Source organism: Shimia sp. FJ5 (assembly GCF_032918335.1).
Lineage (GTDB): Bacteria > Pseudomonadota > Alphaproteobacteria > Rhodobacterales > Rhodobacteraceae > Shimia > Shimia aestuarii_A.
Genome location: NZ_JAWJUV010000001.1, coordinates 362335 through 382634, shown reverse-complemented (window position 1 = coordinate 382634; position 20300 = coordinate 362335). Strand labels below are relative to the sequence as shown.

Here is a 20300-nt window from a genome sequence, read left to right as displayed (position 1 = left end):
TTCGTAACCTTGATTGCCGGATCAGCCGACAATCATCTGTTTCATCTTAAGTGCCTCGTATTCCAATTCGTTGAGGCGGAAGTTCACCACGTCACCGATGGTGATCATGCCGCAGAGGCCGCTCTCGTCGATCACGGGAAGGTGGCGGAAGCGGCCTTCGCTCATGCGTTTGAGGATATCGGTCAAGGCTTCGTCCGGGCGGCAGGTCTGCACATCGGACGTCATCAGGTCACTGACGGATTGCGGCAGGGTCTGCCCCGGCGTGTCGGCCATGCGGCGCACGATATCCCGCTCGGAGAGGATGCCGACAAGGCCACCATTCTGGTCTGTGACGAGCACCGCGCCGATCCGCTTGTCGCGCAGCACCTCGACCACGGTGCCAATGGTATCGTTCGGGCGCACAGAGACCACATCGCCCCCCTTGGCCTCGAGAACCTTGGAAACGGTGGTCAGGGAATGGGCAAGGTTGGAGCCACTGGTTTGGCTATAGGTCGTGCTATCGGCCTTGTCGCCGCGCATGGGGGGCTGATAAGAGCTTGGTGCCATGAGTCTAGTTCCTTTCCTCCGCTAGACCTCCATTGTACCCCGGCGCCGATATGGTGCCAGTCTTGACTTTCAACATGCGAGGCCCCTACCCTTGCCAGCTTTCCTTGCCTCTCTGCACCTGACACCGCTTTCGGGCACGATCCTCGTAGTGATTGTGGTGTTGGCTGGGCATCGGTTCCGCAAGGCTTGGAAAGAGCGCGAGACGGATTCGGGCTGGAAGACCCGTGCTTGGCTCTTTGGACTCGTGGCGTTCTTCGGGTTGCTCGTGCTGGCCTTTGTGCCGTTAAAGGGCTGAGCGATGCGGCGGCTTCTGGTTCTTCTCCTGCTGCCGCTTGCGGCCTGCCTGCCGGGCGGAGAGCGCGAGGTGTTGCGCCTTTCGGGGCAGACGATGGGCACGCAATACCACATCATCGCCATTGGCGAAGATCTTGATGAGGTGGCGCTTGGGGTGCAGCTCGAGACCGTGCTGGCCGACGTGGACTCCAAGATGTCGAACTGGAATCCGGAGTCAGAGATCTCCCGTTTCTCCGCATCGCAGGACACCTCTCCACAGCCGGTTTCGCCTGAATTGGCGCATGTCATACAAGGCGCAGCGCAGGTACATACGCAAAGCGAGGGTATGTTTGACGTGACCCTTGGGCCGCTGATCGAACTTTGGGGGTTTGGGGCGCGGCAGGCGGAAGACCCGGTGCCGTCAGAGGCCGAGATTGCCAAAGCGTTGACGCGCGTTGGTCAGTCCCGGCTCCTCCGCCTCGACCCGGAATTCCCCAGCCTTGCCAAGGAGATGCCAGAGGTCGAGGTCAACGTTGCGGCGATTGCCAAGGGCTACGGGATCGACGCGGTGGCCGCGATGCTTCACGACGCCGGGATCGAGAACTACATGGTCGAAATCGGCGGCGATCTTGTCACGCGCGGGCAGAACGACAAGGGACAGCCGTGGCGGATTGGAATTGAAACACCGGAGCCGGGCAGCCAGAACAACGTACAGCGCATCATCGCGCTAAGCGGGCTCGGGATGGCGAGCTCTGGCGACTATCGCAATTTCTTTGAGCGTGATGGGCGGCGCTATTCACATCTGCTTGACCCGACCACAGGCCGTCCCGTCACCCACGCCACGACCTCAGCGACCGTCTTGGCGGAAAATGCCATGATGGCAGATGCTTGGGCGACGGCGATGCTTGTCCTTGGGCGCCAGCGGGGTCTTGCCGTTGCAGAACGGCACGGGGTTGCAGTCTTCTTCATTTCCCGCGATAGACAGGCGGACGGACAGTCCTATATCCTAGACGAGAGCAGCGCCTTTACCGCGTTGACCAAGACAGACTAAAGGCACCGCAATGGCCCTCAGCACCTTTTTCCTAGCATTCTTTTTCTTGTTGATCATTGTCGTCGGCATGAGCATTGGCGTCATTGCCAAAGGCCGGACGATCAAGGGAAGCTGCGGCGGTCTCAATGCCATTGAAGGCACGGACAAGTGCGTGGTCTGCAAGAAGGATATCGACCCCGATAGCCCTCTGCGCGACAAGCTTCAGTGCAAGCGCCAGCGCCAGATTGTTGAGCAGATGATGGCGGAGTGATCCGTCAACGGATGCGGGGCTCTTCTCAGAACCGCCCGTCTTCTGTCGGCACGAGCTTTTCTTCGAATGCATCCTCAAGACGGTAGAGGAACGACTCAAGCTGCCCACGCACGGCGTCGATCGAGGCGGCGTCATAGGGTTCCTGCACGATCTCACCAAACGCGATATCGAGCCGACCAGCTTCTTCTCCGAGTTTCGGAAAGCCGACGCTGCCAGCGATGCCACTGATCTTGTGCACAATGCCCTGCAACCCGACAATCGCCGGTAGCGCATAGTCGGGATCATCGAGGTATTTGCAGAACTCTTCCATCTGACCGATCTGGTTCACGAGATCGTTGAGAAAGCTCTCACGGATGTCCTTGAGAGCATCATAGAGTTCTTTGGTCATTGCCATCGTCATTGCTGGTCTCTTTATACTTGGTACTTGTGACTACACGCTTGGTTAGATGGCCATAAGACGTGTCGACACGCGGCTCGGCACGAAGGCATGGCGCTTCTGAACGGACTCCAGTGCCTGATCAATGATCTTAAGCGGGCTCGACCCGAAAAGGCTACCATTGATCTGTTCGCCGACAAGAACCCGGACTTCGTCCTCTGCATCGAACCCTTCTTCGGTACGGTAGTTGACGAGATGGGTGGTGATGAGGTCTTCGAGGTCTTCGCTCGAGAAATTGGGGCTGCGGGGCACGATCGCAATGAAGCAACCGCTTCCGAGGTAGGAAATCACCGGATTGACCGCGCGGGTCGCCTCGAAGATGCAGTCAGCGACATCCGTGAGTATTTCGCGGAACTCATCGCAGCCTTCGTGTGCGTAGAGACCATTCGCATTGCGGATCTGAAAGCCGATGGTCCCGAGCTTGAACATCCCGAGACGTCCAAGCTGCAGCAGGTAGTTCTCCATCGCCAGAGAATTCACCACGCGCGGCACATCTTCGATTTGGATCGCATCGCTGAAATCAAACTTCTCGCCCTCGCGCGCCGGCAGGGCGCCAACGCTCGGCTGTTGGTTGGTATTGGCCTCACAGAGAAGACGCGCCACACGCAACCGCGCCAGAAGCTCTGTCGCATCAAGCGGTTTCGTGAGGTAGTCCGTCGCCCCGTTGGCAAAGGACTCGTCAATATAAGACTTCTCCGAGAGCGCCGTCAGCATGATCACCGGCGTCGACCGGTAAGACGGAAGCTGGCGAATTTGCTTGAGGAGGTCGATACCCGACAGGTTGGGCATGCGAATGTCGAGGAGAATGCAGTCGAAAGGCTCCGGTGCTGCATTGAGGCACTTCAGAGCTTCGGCGCCGGACTCGGCAAACGTATTTTCGGAGTAGCCGAGCCCTTTCAGAGTCGTCTCCAAAAGCCGCAGGATTAGGGGCTCATCGTCAACGGCCAAAATCTTCATGTATCTACTCTCCAGCCATACGGTCTTATTCGGTCAACCGATTTCGGTTTTCTGCCTATGTGGTTCAGCCTAAAGGCGAATTAGGGCGAAAATCAGGCGAAGTTAAAAATTCCTTACGACGCGACATCTTTTCCGAAAATTCCGCAAACCATTATAATTAAACGACTTTATATAGGTAAATCGATCAAACGTCCGGTTTTTCTATGGCAACTGTGACACGCCGGAAGGTATTTAGGATTTTCGCCTTCACACGTTGCTTTGTTTCCGTCTACGATATATGCGAGCGGGCTTTCATCCTCCTATGGTTGTGATTTATGACGAATAAAAAGACACTGCGACCTGCGGGAAAACTCACGGTAGTCGCGACAAATGTTGTCTTGCTCTGTCTGATTGCAGCGTTCCTTTGGATGAAGACCCGGATCGACACGAGCGACCAGCGCGAGCAAGAACAGCTTACCGCGCATGCCGCGATTGCCGAATATGCAGAGAACGTCTCCAACGCAGTGACCAATGCGCTTTTGGTTGGCAGCGCCTTCAAAGGGGCGATCACGCTTGACCCCGATCTCACGCAAGAGAGTTTTACGCGCTTCGCAAAGGAGATCGTCAAAGGCCATGATGCGCTGGTGAATGTCGCGACGATCCGCGACTACACTGTCGAATATGTCCATCCCTTCGACGAGAATGCCCATGTCATCGGTCGCAAGCTCGACGATATTCCCGCGCAGCGCAGGCTCGCCGAAGCCGCCTTACGTGAGAACCGGAATATCCTTCAGGGGCCTGTGCCGCTCTTGCAGGGGTATCCGGGATTCATCCTTCGGGTGCCTGTGATCCTAGATTCCGCTGAGAACGCACACCCCTGGGGCCTTATTTCCATCGTGTTCTCGGCCGAAGCCCTTCTGGCCGATCTTGAGCGCGACGCCATTCCCGCACCTCTTGTCGTCGCCATGCGCAAGACGGAGGATGGCACGCCGATCCTCGGGGATCAGCGCCTGTTTGAAACAGACGGCATTCGCCGGACGATCGACGTTCCGGACGGGCGTTGGACGCTTGTCGTGCGGCCCAAGGACGGATGGACAAGCGGAACTCTTAGCGCAAAGACCGTGATTATCTTCCTCCTGCTCGCGACCGCCGCGTTGGCCACGACGAACATGCTCTTCTGGTTGCGTCAGGAAGCGTCGATCAAGGCCGAACAGCTCCGCGCGGCAATTGATGTGCTGGGGGATGGGTTCGTGCTCTATGATTCCTCGGATCGGCTCGTGATCTGCAACGAGCGGTATCGCGAAATCTACAAGGACAGCGCCCCCGCGATCAAACCCGGCGTCACGTTCCGCGAAATCCTTCAGTACGGGCTCACGAACGGCCAGTATAAGGAAGCGATCGGGCGCGAGGAGGAGTGGCTTGAGGAGCGGCTCGATGCGCACCGTCAGGCCGATTTCACGCTCGAGCAACAACTTGGTAGTGGCAAATGGCTCCGCGTGCGCGAGATGGAAACGCCGGACGGCGGGCGCGTTGGCATTCGGGTCGACATTACGGAGCAGGTCGAGAGCCGTAAGCGTGCCGAAATCGCGGAAACCCGGCTGCGCGACGCGATTGATACCGTTCCGGCGGCATTTCTTTTGTTCGACGCGGAGGGCGAGCTTGAAATCGTCAACGCCCGCGCAATGCAGTTCCTGCCGGATGCCCGAGCGCGTCTCAAGACCGGCACGCCGATCCGCAAATTGCTCGAGCGGCTTGTGTTCCTTGAGCTTCCGCATGCATCACGCGATGAGCGTGAAGCGCGGATCGAGGCTCTCCTCGTGCAACTGCGCCGCAAGGGATCGCAATTCGACCTGCACCTTGGCAATGACCGTTTCTACAAGATCTTCAGCCACCGCACCCAAGAAGGCGGTGTGGTGTGCTTCGGAGTCGATATCTCGGACCTTATGGCCCAGGAACGTTGGCTCGAGCGCACCAACGACCGTTTGCGCGCGGCGATCAAGGAACGCGACACGGCTGAGGCCCGTTTCGCCGATGTCGCCGATATCGCGACGGAATGGTTCTGGGAGCAAGATGCCGAAATGCGGATCACCTACCTCTCGCCCGGTTTCGAAAAGGCGACGGGGACTCCGCGGGAGAACGTCATCGGACACACACGCGCCGAGATCATGCATGAAGGCGCGTATATGAACTACGAAGAGCACCTGCATCAAATGCAAGCGCACGAGCCTTTCCATAATGTTGTCTACCGCAGCAACCTCAATGAGGCACAGGAGACGTGGTTCCGCACCAGCGGCAAACCTGTCTTCGACGAAGCCGGTGTGTTTACAGGCTATATCGGCACCGCCGCCAACGTGACGGAGTTCTATGTCGCGCTTCAAAAGGCGAAGCGGGCCGATGAGGCCAAGACCCAGTTCCTCAATATGGTCAGCCATGAGTTGCGGACGCCGATGACGGTCGTGCTTGGGTTCAATGCCTTCCTGCGCAATCCGGAAGCGCTTCCGGCGACGCGAGCTTTGCGGGAAGTGGTGCAGGCAACCGGCGAAACGGCGCTGGAAGATGGCTATACGGCGATGGTCGACGAAGTGAGCACCATGGCGGGCAAGATCGAGTCCGCAGGCAAGCAGCTTCAGGCGCTGATCGGGGACGTGCTCGATCTATCCCGGATTGAGGCCAACAGTTTGCATATCGACATTGCACCTGTCGATCTTCAGCCGGTTGTGGAGTCGACCATTTCGCAGATGCAGTCTCTTGCGAAGGGCAAGGATATCAAGCTCGTGGCCGAGATCGAAAACGCGACTCTGAAATGCGACGAGACCCGCCTGCGCCAAGTGCTCATCAACCTCATCAGCAATGCGATCAAGTTTACCGACAAAGGCAGCATCACCGTGCGTTCGGATATCAAGGACAGCATGATGCAAATCTCGGTCCTTGATACCGGGATCGGCATCCCCAAAAACGCGCTTGAGGATATTTTTGACCGTTTTACCCAAGCCGATGCCTCGAGCACACGCAACGAAGGCGGAGCGGGTCTAGGCCTTGCCATTTCCAAAGACATTGTCGCCCTCCACGGTGGCGAAATCAACGTTGTCAGCACCTCAAACGACGGCACAACAATCACCTTCACGATCCCCCTTTGGGAGGAGGACGTCGCCGCATAGGGCCGCAAATCCGGTACAAACAGACCCCCGAACCGCCCTCCCCTGTTCACATTTCAGCCCGAATTCCCTGTCAGTGTATCCCGCAATGCGATGACACCTGGAAGAACCGGGGATCGCGTGCCGACATTCATTTTCTTGTCGGCAGGGAGAGCAAGAAAGATATGAAATGTTTGATTTGTGGAACATATCTCTAGCGCTGAACGCGCTGCTGGTCGGGATCATTATCGTCCTCAGCGGTATTGCCTTTGCGCGCAAGAACAAGATTACAGGCCTGCAGGAACAGAAACTCCGCGACAAGGAGCTTGAACTCGCGTTTCAGAAGAAGGCTCTGTTCGAGCACGGATTGGTCAGTGTGACCGACACCGATGGCGAAATCCTCGAAGTGAACTCGAAATTCCTCGGGGCATTCGGATACTCGCGAGACGAGCTTATCGGGACATCGATTCACGAGCTTTACCCGGACGAGGAGAAGCACATCTCGGACGCCATTCGTGCGCAGACCAAAACCGGGCGCATGTGGTCTGGAGAAACCCAGCTCCTGCGCGCGGACGGAAGTCGCGCGATGACCCAGAACACTGTTGTGCCGCTCATGGATGACGACAAGAAGCACGTCAAGAACCTGTCCTTGCGCATCGACATCTCTCGCCAGAAAATCAAGGAAAACCAAAAACTTGTCACAGCCGCCTTTGACAAGATGACGGATGCGGTCGTGCTTTATGATCCGAAGAATTTCAAGATTTTCTACATGAACGCCTTTGCCCTTGCCGAGCAGGGCTGGGACGCGAACGAGATTGAGGGTAAGACCCTTTGGGACACGCGCTATGTCTCCGATCGCGACGCCATGGTCGAAACCTGTCAGAACACGGCGACGCAAGGCAAATGGACCGCACGCATGGAAAACGCGATCAGCGGCGAGATCTACGAGGCGCATTCCTACCGCGTTGTCGTCACAAGCGATGCGCCGCGTATCCTCACGATGTTCCGCGAAGTCACCCGCAACGTCGAGCTTGAGCGCGAGCGCAATCGCCTGATTTCAATCATCACCCATGAATTGCGCACCCCGCTGACGAGCATCAAAGGTGCGATGGGGCTATTGGATTCCTGCGCTATGGGACCGATGCCTTCAGAGGCTAAGAACCTTGTTGGGATTGCCCTGCGCAACAGTGACCGGATGCTCGATCTCATTGCGCAAATCCTTGAGGCCGAGAAGGCCGAGCATGAGGCCCGCCACGAAGTGCTCGTGCCGATCAACATGGCCGAGGCCGTTGCGGCGGCGATTGCGTCCAACCAGGGCTACGGCACGGAGCTCGGGATCACCTACCGCGATCCGGTCGGGACCGAGGAGGTCTGGATCAATGGCAGCGAGCGGATGCTCGAACAGATCCTTGCAAACCTGATGTCAAACGCAGCGAAGTTCTCTCCCGAAGACAGCACGGTCGATGTCTGGGCCGAGCGGAAGGGGCGTCGCGTGGTGCTCTTTGTGCGCGACCATGGCATGGGGGTTCCGAAAGACCTGCAACCCCAGTTGTTCAGCCGGTTCGTCAAGACAGACCAACAGGTGCGCAGCAACGTACATGGCTCTGGGCTTGGGCTCTCGATTGTCAAATCGCAGGTAGACCGCCTTGGTGGCACCATCGACTTTGACACGGCAGAGAACGTGGGCACCTGTTTCCGTATTTCCCTGCCACTTCTCGAAGTCGATCCCGAAGCGATGAAGCCGGGAGCAGTCGGCAACCGGATCGGTGCCTAAGGGTTGAACATGCTGGACAGCATACAGTTCAAAGGTTAGCGTTGATACAAACCTTCCCCTAGCAGAATGAAGCCAGATGCCTGATCTCAAACGCGTTGTGCATATTGACGACGAACCCGACATCCGCGAGATCGTGCGCATGTCTCTTGCGCTTGTCGGTGGTCTTGAAGTCGAACAATACCCGTCGGGAGAAGAGGCGCTCAGCCATATTGCCGACGTCAATCCCGACCTTGTCCTGCTCGACGTGATGATGCCGAATATGGACGGCGAAGAGACCTACCAACACATCCGCGAGATCGACAGTCTTAAGGATATTCCCATCGTATTCATGACGGCCAAGGCGTCGAATGCAGATCTTGCCAAGCTGCGCGATCTTGGCGCAATTGATGTCTTGATCAAGCCATTCGACCCGATGACCCTCGCCGATCAGGTCAAGGCGATTTACCGCGACGCGAAGGCGGCCTAGGCGCGGGGTGCCGCCAGCAGGGCGTTGATCCTTGACAATGTAGCCACGCTGACCGCGACTCCTTCCGAGGCCGCGCAAGCACGTTTGGCACGGCGCCCATCCCCTGGCAAATGCGCTCCCTCTTGCGCATGGATCGCAGCGGCGAGGGCTGCAAGGCGATCCCCAAAAGCGCCACCGGAGGTCACGCCGGGATCGACCGCGACAAAGAACTGTCCGGTCTTGGGCGGACCACCCATCGTTCCTGAGAAAGGCGACGCGTTGATACCAAGAGTGGCTCCCGTCATTGCGGCTGCCATCAATTCCGTCAGTAGCGCAATGCCGACGCCTTTGTAGCCTCCGGACGGCGCCATGGAGCCTTTGAGGCCGATCTCGGGGTCGGTTGTCGGGGTTCCGTCCGGCGCAAGCGCCCAGCCTTCCGGGATCGGTTTGCCTTCGCGGGCGTGCTTCATGACTTCGGACTTGGCAATGGTGCTTGCCGATTGATCGATCAGGATCGTCGGGGCACCGTTTGGACCGGGCGCCGCGATTGAGAACGGGTTGGTCCCGACCACGGGCTTGGCCCCTCCCGACGGCGCGATAGAAGCCGGTGCATTGGTGAATCCAAGTCCGAGCAACCCCGCCTGTGCAAGACGATAAGTATGATAGCCCAGCACGCCGCAGTTATAGCTGTTTCGAATGGCGAGCGCCGCGATACCTTGCTCTTTCGCGAGGGGCATGAGGCGTTCAAATCCGGCGTCGATCGCAGGGTGCGCAAAGCCCGTTGCAGCATCGACCACCACGACTCCGGGGCGCGGCACGGACACCTGCGGCATGGCCTGACCGTCTACCTTTCCACATAGGACATGTTCACAGTAGATCGGGACATACGCCAGACCATGGCTTGCAACGCCATCCGCTTCGGTGGCCGCGGTCGCGATGGCGAGGGGGCGGGCATTGGCTTCGGATGTGCCTGCGGCAACGAGGGCGCGCAAGGCGAGATCCTCGATCTCGGCGAGGGTCAGTATTTGCGTGTTGGTCATGGGCACCTCGGATCAGTCATTGTCGGAAAGCCCCGCACCAGCACCGCGCAGGCGGCTATCTTCGGTCGCAGGGGCATAGGTTCTATGGGCATAACCTGTGAGGGTCTCCCAGTCGGCCGCGTCGGGCTGAGCGCGAGACTGATGCGGGCGTGGCGCCGAGAGCACCCCATCGACACAGATCTCGACGTAAGTGGCCTTGGGCACAAAGGGTTTTGTCATCGCAAGCCCCCGCCCGTCCGTGACCGCATGGGCCCCATCACATTCGACCCAAAGCGTTTGCGATGTTTGGCGCGCGGCCATCGCGATGAACGGCAAAAGGAGAACTGGCTGGGCCACCCCTTCTAGCCGCATCGGCTCCTTGAGAAGGTGGGCCGCCCGATCTGAGAGCGCACAGCCCAGCAAGAGCGGGCAGTCTGTGTCTGGATGCGCCCGCCCGAGCACAGAGCAGAGCGCCGCTACCCCATCAATCCCCTGCACGCAGAGCCAGCGCACAGCGCGGCCCGCGTCTTCGGCCACACCCCAGTCAAACCCCGCACCGCGCGCGGCTTTGCGCGCCATGGCCTCCACCTCGTTCAAGGAAAAGCTCATTGCGAGACCTCCGGGTAGACCCAATCATCCGCATTTGCGATGCAAAGATCTGACGGATAGGGCGCGCCTGCATACATCGAAACCCGCACCCAGCGATCCGAACGGGGATCGAAATGCGTCACGCCGAAAAAAGAAAGCTTGGCGCGGAGCATGTCTATGGGCAGCAAATCCGCCCCGATCGTATTGGAGCGGATTTCGCCATAGGGGGCGAATTTGGTGATCTGGGCGCGGCGGATGGCATTGCGGTGCGCGGGATGTGTGGCAAGGACGTCGGCCACCGGCGCATCGGCGTCCCAACCACGCAGCAACGCATGGGCCGCGGCGGCATCACGCGCGGGAGCGAGAGGTTGTTCAAAGGGCGCAATCGGTTCTTCAAACCGCTCGCCAAGGCGCGGTTCAAGTTTTTCCTCGGAGACGTACCACGCCCGCGCGCAATTCTCCGGCGCGGCCCAGTCCACCTTGAGCGCCCAACCGAAACTGTCCTCTAGGCATTGCATCGCCGCTCGGACGGTCATGGCACCGTCGATGACATATGCATCTGTCGCTGCATCGGCCATGCAAGCGCCGAGGCCGTCCACAAGGGCACCATAGGGTTCAAGGATCAGCGACGCGAGCCATTCCTGCCCCTCGAGGCTCAGATGCGTCTCTGCCCAGCGCATGAGGCGGTCCCAAGGTGCAGCGCTTTGCAGGTCGGCGCTGTCGAGATGGGTGCGCAAGGATTCGACATCGCGGCGCAGGTCGGCCAGTTTGGCGATCTGGATCGGGTGCTCGGTCTTCCATGCCGCCACGGACAAAGCGGCGCGGGAAAAGAGGGCCCGGAACTGGTCACCCTCGGCGACACTGGCATCGCGAAGGCTACGGACGCGCGCAATGGCCTCTTCGCGCGCCATGATCCAGTTATTGAAAAGCACCGGATGGGTCACGAGGAAAGGCGCCATGCCAAGGCCGGTGGAATTGCCGATGCCAAGGCGTTGGGCCGATTGCGGCGCGAGCGGCACCGCGATCTTGCCGCCACGAGCGCGCGCCATGTGCTCGATCAGGTCGCGCACGAACCAACGTGTAAGGTAGACCGATAGCATCTCGGCTTGGAATGGGGCCTGCATCTCGGGGCGATCCGCGATCACTTCGCGATCCGCCGCGCCGAGTTTGCCCGATCCGTAAACAGCGGTTGTGCGCATGAGATAGCCGACCTCGGCAAGGCGCGCGGGGTCTGGCTGTTGCCCGCGCGAGAGCGCATCGACGATATGATCCCAAAGGCGCACCGACCGATTGGCGCGACTGACAGAAATCTCGCGCTCGCTCACACGGCCGGCCTCTTGCAGGGGGACGTTGCGGGACAGACGGTCGATATCGTCTTGGGTTGGGATGCCGTCGAAAAGCGCGAATGTCGCGTCCCACGCCGTCGCGATCACCCTGTCAGAGCGCATCTTAGGCGGCAGGTCATGGGCGAAGGCAACAAGGGAATAGGTGCGCGCGGGGCCGTGAGCGGTAAAGACGGCGTGGCCAACACCGGCGTCGTCAATGTCAAACACCCTGCGATCAAAGCGCCATCCTTCGTTTGCCATACGGCGGGTCAACTGACGCATGAATGACAGGCGGGACTGATGCAACGAGCCGAGACGGGCCAGTGTCATGACCGTGTCAGGTGCGCGCCGTGCCACCATTACTCTTGCCCTTTCGGTTGGAAGTTCTCGGCGAAAAAACGGTACCAGTTGCCGCCCATGATGCCTGCGACCTCATCCGCATTCATGCCCACGGCGCGCAGTCCATCTTCGAGGTTTCCAAAATCCCGGTTGTCGCGAAACCAGTCTGGCATGGCAGGAAAGCCCGGCGCGGCGGCAGAGCCTTCGCCATAGTCGATCTCCTTGCTCCAGCGTCCAACACGCATCCATTCGACAACGCTATCAGGTTGATCCTGACATAGGTCCGACCCGATCCCAAGATGGTCTACGCCATAGCGATCCGCACTGCGTGCGATCATCTCGCAGAAGCCCTGCAAGGTGCAGGCGGATTTGTCGCGAAGATGGTGCGGGTAAAGCGAGAAGCCGAGCATCCCGCCGTTTTCCGTCACCGCCCGGATCACCGCGTCGCGCTTGTTGCGCAGCGCAGGCGCCCAGTCGTGCGGGTTGGCGTGGGTGATGGCGATGGGGCGTTCGGAGACTTCGGCGGCTTCGATCGTGGAGCGATCGCCGGAATGGCTCATGTCGATGACGAGGCCGACGCGGTTCATCTCCTTGATGACCTGCCGCCCCATACGCGTGAGGCCGCCATCCTCGGCCTCGTAACAGCCCGTCGCGAGGAGCGACTGGTTGTTATAGGTGAGCTGCATAAACCGCGCGCCAAGCGTGTGCACGATCTCGACAAGGCCAATATCGTCCTCGATGGGCGACGGGTTTTGAAACCCGAAGAACACCGCCGTGCGTCCTGTCTCGCGCGCCCTGTCGATATCTGAGGCCCAAAGACCCTTCATGATGAGGTCCGGGTATTGCTCAAACCAACGGTTCCATTGCTCGAAGTTGAGAACGGTTTCGCGGAAATTCTCATGATAGGCGATGGTGACGTGGATCGCGTCCACGCCGCCTTGACGCAGTTGCCGGAAGATCTTTTCCGACCAATTGGCATATTGCAGCCCATCGATCCGCATCAGACGGGGCCTGCGCTGATATAGGCGGTCTTGACCGTGGTGTAGAACTCCGCTGCGGCCTTGCCCTGTTCGCGGGGGCCGTAGGAACTGTCACCACGCCCGCCGAAGGGGACGTGATAGTCGGTCCCGGCGGTCGGCAGGTTGACCGTCACGACACCGGTACGGGCGTTGCGGCGGAAATGGGTCGCCTTGGCGAGACTCTTGGTGACGATACCCGAGGTCAGACCGAACGCGGTATCGTTGACCACCGAGAGCGCCTCGTCATAGCCCGCGACCTTGATGACCGAAGTCAGCGGCGCGAACATCTCTTCGCGGTTGATGCGCATGTCATTGCGGGTATTCAGGAACACGCCGGGCGACATGTAGTAGCCCTCATGTGCCAGGGCCAGGCGTTCTCCACCACAGGCCAGTTCAGCCCCTTCCGATTCGCCGAGCTCGACATAGGCAAGGTTTTCGGCCAATTGCTGCGCGCTGACGACCGGGCCCATCTGCGTGCCCTCCTCGAGCGCGTGACCGACCTTCATCGCCTTGGCCCCGGCAACGAGCTTCTCGACAAAGGCATCGTGGATAGCCTCATGCACAACAAGGCGCGAGGACGCGGTGCATTTCTGTCCCGTGCCACCAAAGGCACCACCAAGCGCGAGAGTGACCGCAAGGTCGAGATCGGCATCCTCCATCACCGCCAGCGCGTTCTTGGAGCCCATCTCCATCTGCACCTTGGTGAAATTCTGGATCGCCGAGGCGGCGATGCCCTTGCCGACGGGCACCGACCCCGTGAAGGAAATCGCGTCGATCTTCGGGCTTTCGACAAGACGCTGGCCGATATTGCTACCCGATCCCATGACGAGGCTGAAGAGCCCCTTCGGGATGTCTTGCCGCGCGATGATTTCGGTCAAGGCACAAGCGGACGCGGGGGTCATGTTGGCCGGTTTCCAGACCACGGCGTTGCCGTAGCAAAGCGCGGGCGCGATCTTCCAAGAGGCGGTCGCGGTAGGGAAGTTCCAAGGGCTAATGATGGCAACGACGCCAATGGGCTCGCGGCGCACATCAACCTCGATATCGGGGCGCACGGAATCCGCATTCTCACCGATCTGGCGCAGGCATTCAGCGGCATAATAGGTAAAGAACTGCCCGGCGCGATAGACCTCGCCTTTGCCCTCTGCGAGCGGTTTGCCCTCTTCACGGCTTAGAAGCGTGCCAAGCTCTTCGGCGCGCGCCATCAGCTCGTTGCCGATACTCATCAGAACGGCCTGTTTGCGCTCAAGCCCGTAGGCGGCCCATTCGCGCTGTGCCTGGCGGGCCTGATCGAGCGTTGCCTCGAGTTGGTCGCGGGAGGCCTGCGCATAAACGCCAATCAGGTCCGAAAGGTCGGACGGGTTGCGGTTTTCGATTTCGCTTTCGCCAGCCAGCCAATCGCCGGCGATCAGGTTCATATGGAGCAAGAGAGCCCTCTTTGTCTGATAGGTGGTATTGGCTCAAGATGGACAAGGCAGACCGCATCAGTCAAACTCAAACAGTTGAAAGAAATTTCAGGAAACCTGAAGTGATGGCGATCAAGATCGAAATGCTGCGCAGTTTCTGTGCTGTGGCACAGGCGGGCAATCTCGCGGATGCGGCAGACCGGCTTGGCCGCACGCAATCCGCCGTCTCAATGACCTTGAAACAGCTTGAAATGCACCTTGGCAGCCCGCTTTTTGAGGGTGAGCGCAAGAACCGTCTCACACCACTTGGCGAACAAGTTTTGCGTCTCGGACAAAGCCAGATCAGCCAGTTCGACAGCACCGTTTCTGCCATCGAGCTTTCGGCGCGGGCACCGCAGGGTCTATTGCGGGTGTCGGCGGTGCCATCCGTCGCGTCTTTGGCCTTTCCGCACTTGGTTCGGCGCATGTCGGCACAGCACCCGGGCCTGCGCATCGAACTGCGCGACGCAGACACGAAGCAGGTTCTAGAAGCCTTGGTTCAGGGCTGGGCCGACATCGGGATTGCCTCGTCAGAACATATGCTGAACGGTGTCGCCACTTCGCTCTTGTTTCGCGATCCCTTCGGGATCGTGCTGGCGGACAGGCATCCGCTTGCAATGCGGACCACCCCCCTCACCATCGCGGATGTGTTTAGCGCGCCGTTTCTGCGCAATGCGCTATGCGACCAGATCGAGACCCCAGCCTTTCGTGCCGCGCTCGCCGGGGTCGATATCACGGTGCACAATACGCAATCCCTTCTCGCCATGGTACGCGAGGGGGATTGGATCACGGTGTTGCCGCAACTTATCACCGAGCTTGCCCCGGAGGGATTGGTGTTTCGCCCGGTCGCCGACCTGCCGGACATGCGGCAGGTCTTTCTCTACGCGCGAGAGCAAACCTCATCAGAAGAGATCCTCTCGGACGCCAAGCGCTGTCTTCATGACGCGACCAGTGCCCTAGCCCATACGCTCGCTTGAATAGCTGCCGGGCGAAGCTTGGAACACGACGGTCTTGTTGCCGTCAAGAAAGACGCGATGGTTCGCGTGCGCGTGGATCGCGCGGGCAAGGACTTGGCTTTCGACATCGCGACCAAGAGAGACATAGTCCTCGGGGCTTTGCGCATGGGTCACGCGCACGATGTCCTGTTCAATGATCGGTCCTTCGTCGAGGTCCGCCGTCACGTAGTGCGAGGTCGCCCCAATGAGTTTCACGCCGCGCGCATAGGCTTGTTTATAGGGGTTTGCGCCCTTGAAGGAGGGCAGGAAGGAGTGGTGGATGTTGATGATCCGTCCCGACATCTTCTGACACATCTCATCCGAGAGGATTTGCATATAGCGCGCAAGGACGATCAGCTCGGCCCCGGCCTCCTCCACAACTTGCATGATCGCGGATTCGGCCTGAGGTTTATTTTCCTTGGTGACGCGAATGCAATGGAATGGAATGTCGTTGTTCACCACGACCTTCTGGTAGTCCATATGGTTTGAAATCACCGCAACGATCTCAATGGGCAGCGCCCCGATGCGGACGCGATACAGAAGATCGTTGAGACAGTGGCCAAAGCGCGAGACCATGATCACGACCTTCATCTTGCTGGCAAGGTCATGGAAGGCGTAACGCATCTCGAACTCTTGCGCGATGGCGTCGAAAGCGGCGTCAAGTTGCTCCTGCGAGGCGCCCTTCTCAGAGGTAAAGCTGATCCGCATGAAGAAATTGCCGGTCTCCATGTCATCATATTGCGAAGAGTCGGTGATGTTGCAGCCGTGCTCGGCAAGGAAGGTCGCAATTGCGGCGACGATACCCCGGCGACTTGCACAGGCAACGGTCAGGCAATGTTTGGTCATGTCGGTCTCCAAGTGGTCATGGTCCCGCCGGGCGTGGCAAGGAAAAGAGAGAGGGATGTAGCATCCCGAAAGCGGGTCAGTTCGAGGATATTAGGCCGTCTGATCAATGCGCGCCGCAGCCGTCACGAGCGCATGCCAGAGCGCCGCTGCAAAGCTGCGCATCCCCATCACTGCAAGGTGTGTCTCTGACCTGCGAATAAGGTAAACACTCATGTGTTCCAAGCCCGTTCGCGCAGCGTGTCCCGGTGCTATTTGCGCGGGATCGAGATTGACCAATTTCTGCATCAACGCCTCAAGCGCCGCCGAATTTTTCGCCGTGATCTCGATGGCGGTCCAGGCATCGGTTTGCTCGGAGATGGAGCCCCCCGGAACCTCTTCTTCTAGACGTGCGGCAAAATCCTCGTTGGCACGGCCCGGCGCCTCGATCATCCATTGGCCGGGGGCGGTCCAGAACGCTGCGACCGAGCCTTTGTCTGCGCAGTGTCCGGGGTCCGGAAGGCGCAGACCGAAAGGTGATGGCGGGGTTTGATCGCGGCGCAGGGCAAGCGAGGCCAAGGCAAGCTCGGGGTTTTCGGAGAGTGTGAGCGCGTCGTAGGTTTCCTTGCGCGCGGTCTTGGCCCCGAGGGCGGTGATCGGTGTCAGGTCAGTCACGGAGACGCTCTCCTTCCGGGTCGATGAAATGGGCAGAGACGACCTTGAGTCGGGTCTCTTGTCCTTCGAGGGGGTTCGCGGCGACAAGGATTTCGCCCATGCGGGTCTCTCCATCTTCGAGAAACCCGAGGCCTATGGACGATCCCAGATGCGGCGAGAAGGCCGCGGAGGTGATCCAGCCCTGATCCGTCGCCATGGAACGCGCCGCACCTTCCGCGAAGAGATGCGCGCCGGGGGTGACGGTGGCGGCAGGGTCGACAGGAGTCAGACCGACAAGACGGCGACGGTCGGCGGCAAGGCCCTCGCGACGCGACATGATCGCGCCGATCGAGTCCTTCTTCTGCGACACCATGCGCCCAAGACCAAGCATTTGCGCCGTGGTTTGACCGTTCAACTCGGCCCCGGCGGCATGGCCCTTCTCGATCCGCAAGACGCCAAGCGCCTCGGTGCCGTAGGGGGTCACACCGAGGTCCGCGCCCGCCTCCATGAGCCGCGCCATGAGGGCTTGGCCATAGCGCGCAGGCACCGCGATCTCATAGGCAAGTTCACCCGAGAAAGAGATACGGAACAGCCGCGCACGCAGGCCCTTGCAGACGGTCATCTCGGCGCATGCCATGAAGGGGAAAGCCGCGTTCGAGAGGTCGAATTCATCGACGATACGTTCGAGCAGCGCCCGCGATTTCGGTCCGGCGACAGCGATCTGCGCCCAGGCATCCGTGGTCGAGATGACCTGCACGTCAAGGTCCGGCCAGAGGCATTGGCGCGCGAATTCCATATTGCGATAGACCGGCCCGGCATTGGCTGTCGTCGTGGTGACAACGTAGTGATCCTCGGACAGGCGCGCGCAGGTGCCATCATCATAGGCATGTCCGTCTTCGCGCAACATCAACCCATAGCGGACTTTGCCAACAGCGAGCGTGCCCATCATGTTGGAATAGAGGCGGTTGAGGAATTCTCCGGCATCCGCCCCCTGCACATCAACCTTGCCGAGCGTCGTGACATCGCAGAGCCCCACACCGGCACGCACGGCCTTGGCCTCGCGATCGACGGTTTCGCGCCAGTGGGTTTCGCCGGGGCGCGGGAAATACTGTGCCCGCATCCATGCGCCGACCTCGACGAACACCGCGCCCTGTTCCTCGGCCCAATGATGGGTCGGGGTGAGGCGTTTGGGACGGAAATGCGCACCGGTATCGCCACCGCCAAGCACCGAGAGCGACACACCGGTATAGGGCGGGCGGAAGATCGTCGTGCCGGTTTCCGGGATCGTCTTGTCGGTCAGTTCCGCCATCACGGCGAGCGCGGAGATATTGGCCGTCTTGCCCTGATCCGTCGCCATGCCAAGGGTGGTCCAACGTTTGAGATGTTCGACCGGACGCATGTTTTCCTTATGCGCCAGGGCAATGTCCTTGACGGTCACGTCATTCTGGAAATCGACCCATGCGCGACGCTTGCCTGGCACATGCCAGAAGGCAGCTTGCCGGATCGGCGCGTCCTCTGCGTCGGGCAAAGACAACGCAGTCGCGGCAATGCCGATCTCCGCGAGCGCTTTTCGTGCTGCCTCCATGCCGCTTTGCAAGGCGGCGGCGGTGCTGCCCTTACCAGCTGCGGCCCCGGCGGGGAACAGGCCGGACGGCCCGCCCGTGCCCGGCACGAAGGCAAGAAGCGTCTCTTCCCAGACTGGGCGCCCGCGATGGTGCGAGGCAAGGTGGACATTGGGGTTCCAGCCCCCGGCGACACCGAGCGCGCCACAACGGTGCCACGAGGAGCGGCCGTCCTGCGTGATGCGAATTGCGGAGAGGCCAAGCCGCCCCTTGGTGCCATCGATCACGCCGCCCGCGAAAAGGTCATAGTCTCCAAGGCGGGGCGCGTCCGGGCGCGGATCGATCACGCCGAGGACCGGCACGCCCTTGGCCATGAGGTCGAGCGCGGTGCGGTGGCCGTCATCGTTGTTCGCAAAGACCGCGACCGGATCAGCAGCGTTGCGCGTCGGGGCGGTCGCCCAGCGGTTGGCATAGGCGCGCATCGCCCCTGCAAGCATGATCCCGGGGCGGTCATTGTCGGCGAAAGGGATATGCCGCTCGGTCGCGCCCGCCGCGAGGACAGCGCGTTTCGCGGTGATCCGCCAGAGCGACTGACGCACGCGATGACCGGGGGTTGCGAGATGATCCGCGACCCGCTCCACCGCGCCATAGACGCCATGGTCGTAGACGCCGAACACCGTCGTGCGCGTCATCAGGCGCACATTCGGCAGACTGGCGAGTTCCTGCGCCACGCTTGCGGCCCAATCGGTCGCGGGCGCATCATCAAGCGTATGACTTTCTGCGAGAAGCCGCCCACCAAGGCGGAAATCTTCGTCCGCGAGGATGACCTGCGCGCCCGCACGGCCCGCCGTCAGCGCCGCAGCAAGCCCCGCCGCGCCGCCACCGATCACAAGGAGATCGCAATGCAGGAAGCCTTTGTCATAGGCATCCGGGTCGGCCTGCTTCGACAGGCGGCCAAGCCCCGCCGCGCTACGGATCATCGGCTCGTAGAGCTTTTCCCAGAAGGCGCGCGGCCACATGAAGGTCTTATAGTAAAACCCCGCCGCGAAGAAGGGCGCGAAAAAGTCGTTCATCGCGAGAAGATCACGGTTGAGCGGGCCAAGGTGGTTCTGGCTCCGGGCGATGAGGCCATCGTAGAGTTCAGTGACCGTCGCGCGGGTATTCGGCTCCTGCCGCGCGCCTTCGCGCAGTTCGACCATGGCGTTCGGTTCTTCCGATCCGGCCGAGAAAACGCCGCGCGGGCGGTGATATTTAAAGCTCCGCCCCATGAGTTGCACACCGTTGGCAAGGAGTGCGGAGGCGAGCGTATCGCCGGGGTGGCCTGCGTAGCTTTTGCCGTTGAAGGCAAACGAGAGCGTCGTGCCGCGATCGACAAGACCGCCATTGAGCCGGGTCATTGCGCGCCCTCCTCGTTAAGTTTCACATCGCGCGCCAGTTCCGCGCCGAGGATTTCATGGGTCACGGTATCGCGCGTCACGACGAGCCAGGAACGGTCGCCCTGTTCATGGAACCAAAGCTCGCGATGGACACCTGCCGGGTTGTCGCGCAGGAAGACATAGTCGGTGAACGCCGCTTCGGCATTGCCGCCTGCGGGATCGGGGCGATCCATGAGCGCGGCGTCGCCAAGGTAGGTAAACTCCTGCGCATCGCGCGGGCCGAGAAGGGGATGGGGGATCAGCATACCGTCACC

At 60.3% G+C, this 20300-nt stretch carries 19 protein-coding genes; 7 read left to right on the top strand and 12 right to left on the bottom strand.

The features are described from left to right. Positions 1-21: 21 nt before the first annotated feature. Positions 22-546 carry a CBS domain-containing protein gene (locus R1W01_RS02015; RefSeq protein ID WP_243614165.1) on the bottom strand — a complete coding sequence of 175 codons (525 nt, stop codon included), beginning with the start codon at positions 544-546 and terminating at the stop codon, positions 22-24. Between the two features lie 91 nt (positions 547-637). Here R1W01_RS02015 and R1W01_RS02010 point away from each other — a divergent pair, with 91 nt between their 5' ends. Genes R1W01_RS02010 through nqrM form a run of 3 tightly spaced genes read left to right on the top strand, consistent with a single transcriptional unit; the run spans position 638 to position 2120 of the window. Beyond that, positions 638-841 (top strand): hypothetical protein, encoded by a 204-nt coding sequence (locus R1W01_RS02010; protein WP_297757407.1) that lies wholly within the window; start codon positions 638-640, stop codon positions 839-841. A gap of 3 nt (positions 842-844) precedes the next feature. Beyond that, entirely contained in the window at positions 845-1870 is a 1026-nt protein-coding gene (locus tag R1W01_RS02005; protein WP_297757404.1) for an FAD:protein FMN transferase, read from the top strand. Positions 1871-1880: 10 nt separating this feature from the next. Next, complete coding sequence (nqrM, locus tag R1W01_RS02000) at positions 1881-2120, top strand: (Na+)-NQR maturation NqrM (protein ID WP_243614162.1); 240 nt, start codon at positions 1881-1883, stop codon at positions 2118-2120. Between the two features lie 25 nt (positions 2121-2145). Here the strand turns inward: nqrM and R1W01_RS01995 are convergent, their stop codons facing one another. Then, positions 2146-2520 carry an Hpt domain-containing protein gene (locus R1W01_RS01995; protein ID WP_243614161.1) on the bottom strand — a complete coding sequence of 125 codons (375 nt, stop codon included), beginning with the start codon at positions 2518-2520 and terminating at the stop codon, positions 2146-2148. 42 nt (positions 2521-2562) lie between these two features. Continuing rightward, positions 2563-3513: a response regulator gene (locus tag R1W01_RS01990; protein WP_243614160.1), complete on the bottom strand. Its 951-nt coding sequence runs from the start codon at positions 3511-3513 to the stop codon at positions 2563-2565. Between the two features lie 407 nt (positions 3514-3920). On the opposite strand from R1W01_RS01990, the gene R1W01_RS01985 reads away from it, so the two are divergent. The 3 genes from R1W01_RS01985 (at position 3921) to R1W01_RS01975 (ending at position 8866) form a co-directional block, all read left to right on the top strand. After that, positions 3921-6650, top strand: a complete 2730-nt coding sequence (locus R1W01_RS01985) for a PAS-domain containing protein (RefSeq protein WP_297757399.1) — start codon at positions 3921-3923, stop codon at positions 6648-6650. A 166-nt stretch (positions 6651-6816) separates the two neighbouring features. Then, complete coding sequence (locus tag R1W01_RS01980) at positions 6817-8400, top strand: PAS domain-containing sensor histidine kinase (protein WP_243614158.1); 1584 nt, start codon at positions 6817-6819, stop codon at positions 8398-8400. A 76-nt stretch (positions 8401-8476) separates the two neighbouring features. Next, on the top strand, positions 8477-8866 hold the full coding sequence (locus R1W01_RS01975) for a response regulator (protein ID WP_243614157.1): 390 nt from the start codon (positions 8477-8479) through the stop codon (positions 8864-8866). Here the strand turns inward: R1W01_RS01975 and R1W01_RS01970 are convergent. The 5 genes from R1W01_RS01970 to R1W01_RS01950 are packed head-to-tail and all read right to left on the bottom strand — an operon-like array spanning position 8863 to position 14550. Next, positions 8863-9885 (bottom strand): Ldh family oxidoreductase, encoded by a 1023-nt coding sequence (locus tag R1W01_RS01970; protein ID WP_297757394.1) that lies wholly within the window; start codon positions 9883-9885, stop codon positions 8863-8865. The genes R1W01_RS01975 and R1W01_RS01970 overlap by 4 nt on opposite strands. A 12-nt stretch (positions 9886-9897) precedes the next feature. Continuing rightward, positions 9898-10473: a DUF3726 domain-containing protein gene (locus R1W01_RS01965; RefSeq protein ID WP_297757390.1), complete on the bottom strand. Its 576-nt coding sequence runs from the start codon at positions 10471-10473 to the stop codon at positions 9898-9900. Then, complete coding sequence (locus tag R1W01_RS01960) at positions 10470-12137, bottom strand: hypothetical protein (protein WP_317275020.1); 1668 nt, start codon at positions 12135-12137, stop codon at positions 10470-10472. Before R1W01_RS01960 ends, R1W01_RS01965 begins: the two co-directional genes overlap by 4 nt. Next, positions 12137-13117, bottom strand: coding sequence for a membrane dipeptidase (locus R1W01_RS01955; RefSeq protein ID WP_317275019.1), 981 nt, complete (start codon positions 13115-13117; stop codon positions 12137-12139). Before R1W01_RS01955 ends, R1W01_RS01960 begins: the two co-directional genes overlap by 1 nt. Beyond that, the gene (locus R1W01_RS01950) at positions 13117-14550 is read right to left on the bottom strand and encodes an aldehyde dehydrogenase family protein (protein WP_297757820.1); all 1434 of its coding nucleotides are present in this window, start codon (positions 14548-14550) and stop codon (positions 13117-13119) included. Before R1W01_RS01950 ends, R1W01_RS01955 begins: the two co-directional genes overlap by 1 nt. Before the next feature lie 113 nt (positions 14551-14663). Between R1W01_RS01950 and R1W01_RS01945 the strand changes: the two genes are divergently transcribed. Continuing rightward, the gene (locus R1W01_RS01945) at positions 14664-15554 is read left to right on the top strand and encodes a LysR family transcriptional regulator (RefSeq protein ID WP_297757383.1); all 891 of its coding nucleotides are present in this window, start codon (positions 14664-14666) and stop codon (positions 15552-15554) included. Here the strand turns inward: R1W01_RS01945 and purU are convergent. The 4 genes from purU to R1W01_RS01925 form a co-directional block, all read right to left on the bottom strand. Then, positions 15534-16418, bottom strand: a complete 885-nt coding sequence (purU, locus tag R1W01_RS01940; RefSeq protein WP_297757381.1) for a formyltetrahydrofolate deformylase — start codon at positions 16416-16418, stop codon at positions 15534-15536. The genes R1W01_RS01945 and purU overlap by 21 nt on opposite strands. Positions 16419-16508: 90 nt before the next feature. Beyond that, the gene (locus R1W01_RS01935; RefSeq protein ID WP_243614150.1) at positions 16509-17069 is read right to left on the bottom strand and encodes a sarcosine oxidase subunit gamma; all 561 of its coding nucleotides are present in this window, start codon (positions 17067-17069) and stop codon (positions 16509-16511) included. Then, on the bottom strand, positions 17062-20007 hold the full coding sequence (locus R1W01_RS01930; RefSeq protein ID WP_297757376.1) for a sarcosine oxidase subunit alpha family protein: 2946 nt from the start codon (positions 20005-20007) through the stop codon (positions 17062-17064). The genes R1W01_RS01935 and R1W01_RS01930 overlap by 8 nt, the downstream gene beginning before the upstream one ends. After that, positions 20004-20291, bottom strand: a complete 288-nt coding sequence (locus R1W01_RS01925) for a sarcosine oxidase subunit delta (RefSeq protein WP_297757373.1) — start codon at positions 20289-20291, stop codon at positions 20004-20006. The genes R1W01_RS01930 and R1W01_RS01925 overlap by 4 nt, the downstream gene beginning before the upstream one ends. Between the last annotated feature and the right edge of the window lie 9 nt (positions 20292-20300).

What these genes read in the sequence shown, in the direction of transcription:
- R1W01_RS02015 (WP_243614165.1), bottom strand. Translation starts at nt 546, where the DNA reads ATGGCACCAAGCTCTTATCAGCCCCCCATGCGCGGCGACAAGGCCGAT.
- R1W01_RS02005 (WP_297757404.1), top strand. Translation starts at nt 845, where the DNA reads ATGCGGCGGCTTCTGGTTCTTCTCCTGCTGCCGCTTGCGGCCTGCCTG.
- nqrM (WP_243614162.1), top strand. Translation starts at nt 1,881, where the DNA reads ATGGCCCTCAGCACCTTTTTCCTAGCATTCTTTTTCTTGTTGATCATT.
- R1W01_RS01995 (WP_243614161.1), bottom strand. Translation starts at nt 2,520, where the DNA reads ATGACGATGGCAATGACCAAAGAACTCTATGATGCTCTCAAGGACATC.
- R1W01_RS01990 (WP_243614160.1), bottom strand. Translation starts at nt 3,513, where the DNA reads ATGAAGATTTTGGCCGTTGACGATGAGCCCCTAATCCTGCGGCTTTTG.
- R1W01_RS01985 (WP_297757399.1), top strand. Translation starts at nt 3,921, where the DNA reads ATGAAGACCCGGATCGACACGAGCGACCAGCGCGAGCAAGAACAGCTT.
- R1W01_RS01980 (WP_243614158.1), top strand. Translation starts at nt 6,817, where the DNA reads ATGTTTGATTTGTGGAACATATCTCTAGCGCTGAACGCGCTGCTGGTC.
- R1W01_RS01975 (WP_243614157.1), top strand. Translation starts at nt 8,477, where the DNA reads ATGCCTGATCTCAAACGCGTTGTGCATATTGACGACGAACCCGACATC.
- R1W01_RS01970 (WP_297757394.1), bottom strand. Translation starts at nt 9,885, where the DNA reads ATGACCAACACGCAAATACTGACCCTCGCCGAGATCGAGGATCTCGCC.
- R1W01_RS01965 (WP_297757390.1), bottom strand. Translation starts at nt 10,473, where the DNA reads ATGAGCTTTTCCTTGAACGAGGTGGAGGCCATGGCGCGCAAAGCCGCG.
- R1W01_RS01960 (WP_317275020.1), bottom strand. Translation starts at nt 12,137, where the DNA reads ATGGTGGCACGGCGCGCACCTGACACGGTCATGACACTGGCCCGTCTC.
- R1W01_RS01955 (WP_317275019.1), bottom strand. Translation starts at nt 13,117, where the DNA reads ATGCGGATCGATGGGCTGCAATATGCCAATTGGTCGGAAAAGATCTTC.
- R1W01_RS01950 (WP_297757820.1), bottom strand. Translation starts at nt 14,550, where the DNA reads ATGAACCTGATCGCCGGCGATTGGCTGGCTGGCGAAAGCGAAATCGAA.
- R1W01_RS01945 (WP_297757383.1), top strand. Translation starts at nt 14,664, where the DNA reads ATGGCGATCAAGATCGAAATGCTGCGCAGTTTCTGTGCTGTGGCACAG.
- purU (WP_297757381.1), bottom strand. Translation starts at nt 16,418, where the DNA reads ATGACCAAACATTGCCTGACCGTTGCCTGTGCAAGTCGCCGGGGTATC.
- R1W01_RS01930 (WP_297757376.1), bottom strand. Translation starts at nt 20,007, where the DNA reads ATGACCCGGCTCAATGGCGGTCTTGTCGATCGCGGCACGACGCTCTCG.
- R1W01_RS01925 (WP_297757373.1), bottom strand. Translation starts at nt 20,291, where the DNA reads ATGCTGATCCCCCATCCCCTTCTCGGCCCGCGCGATGCGCAGGAGTTT.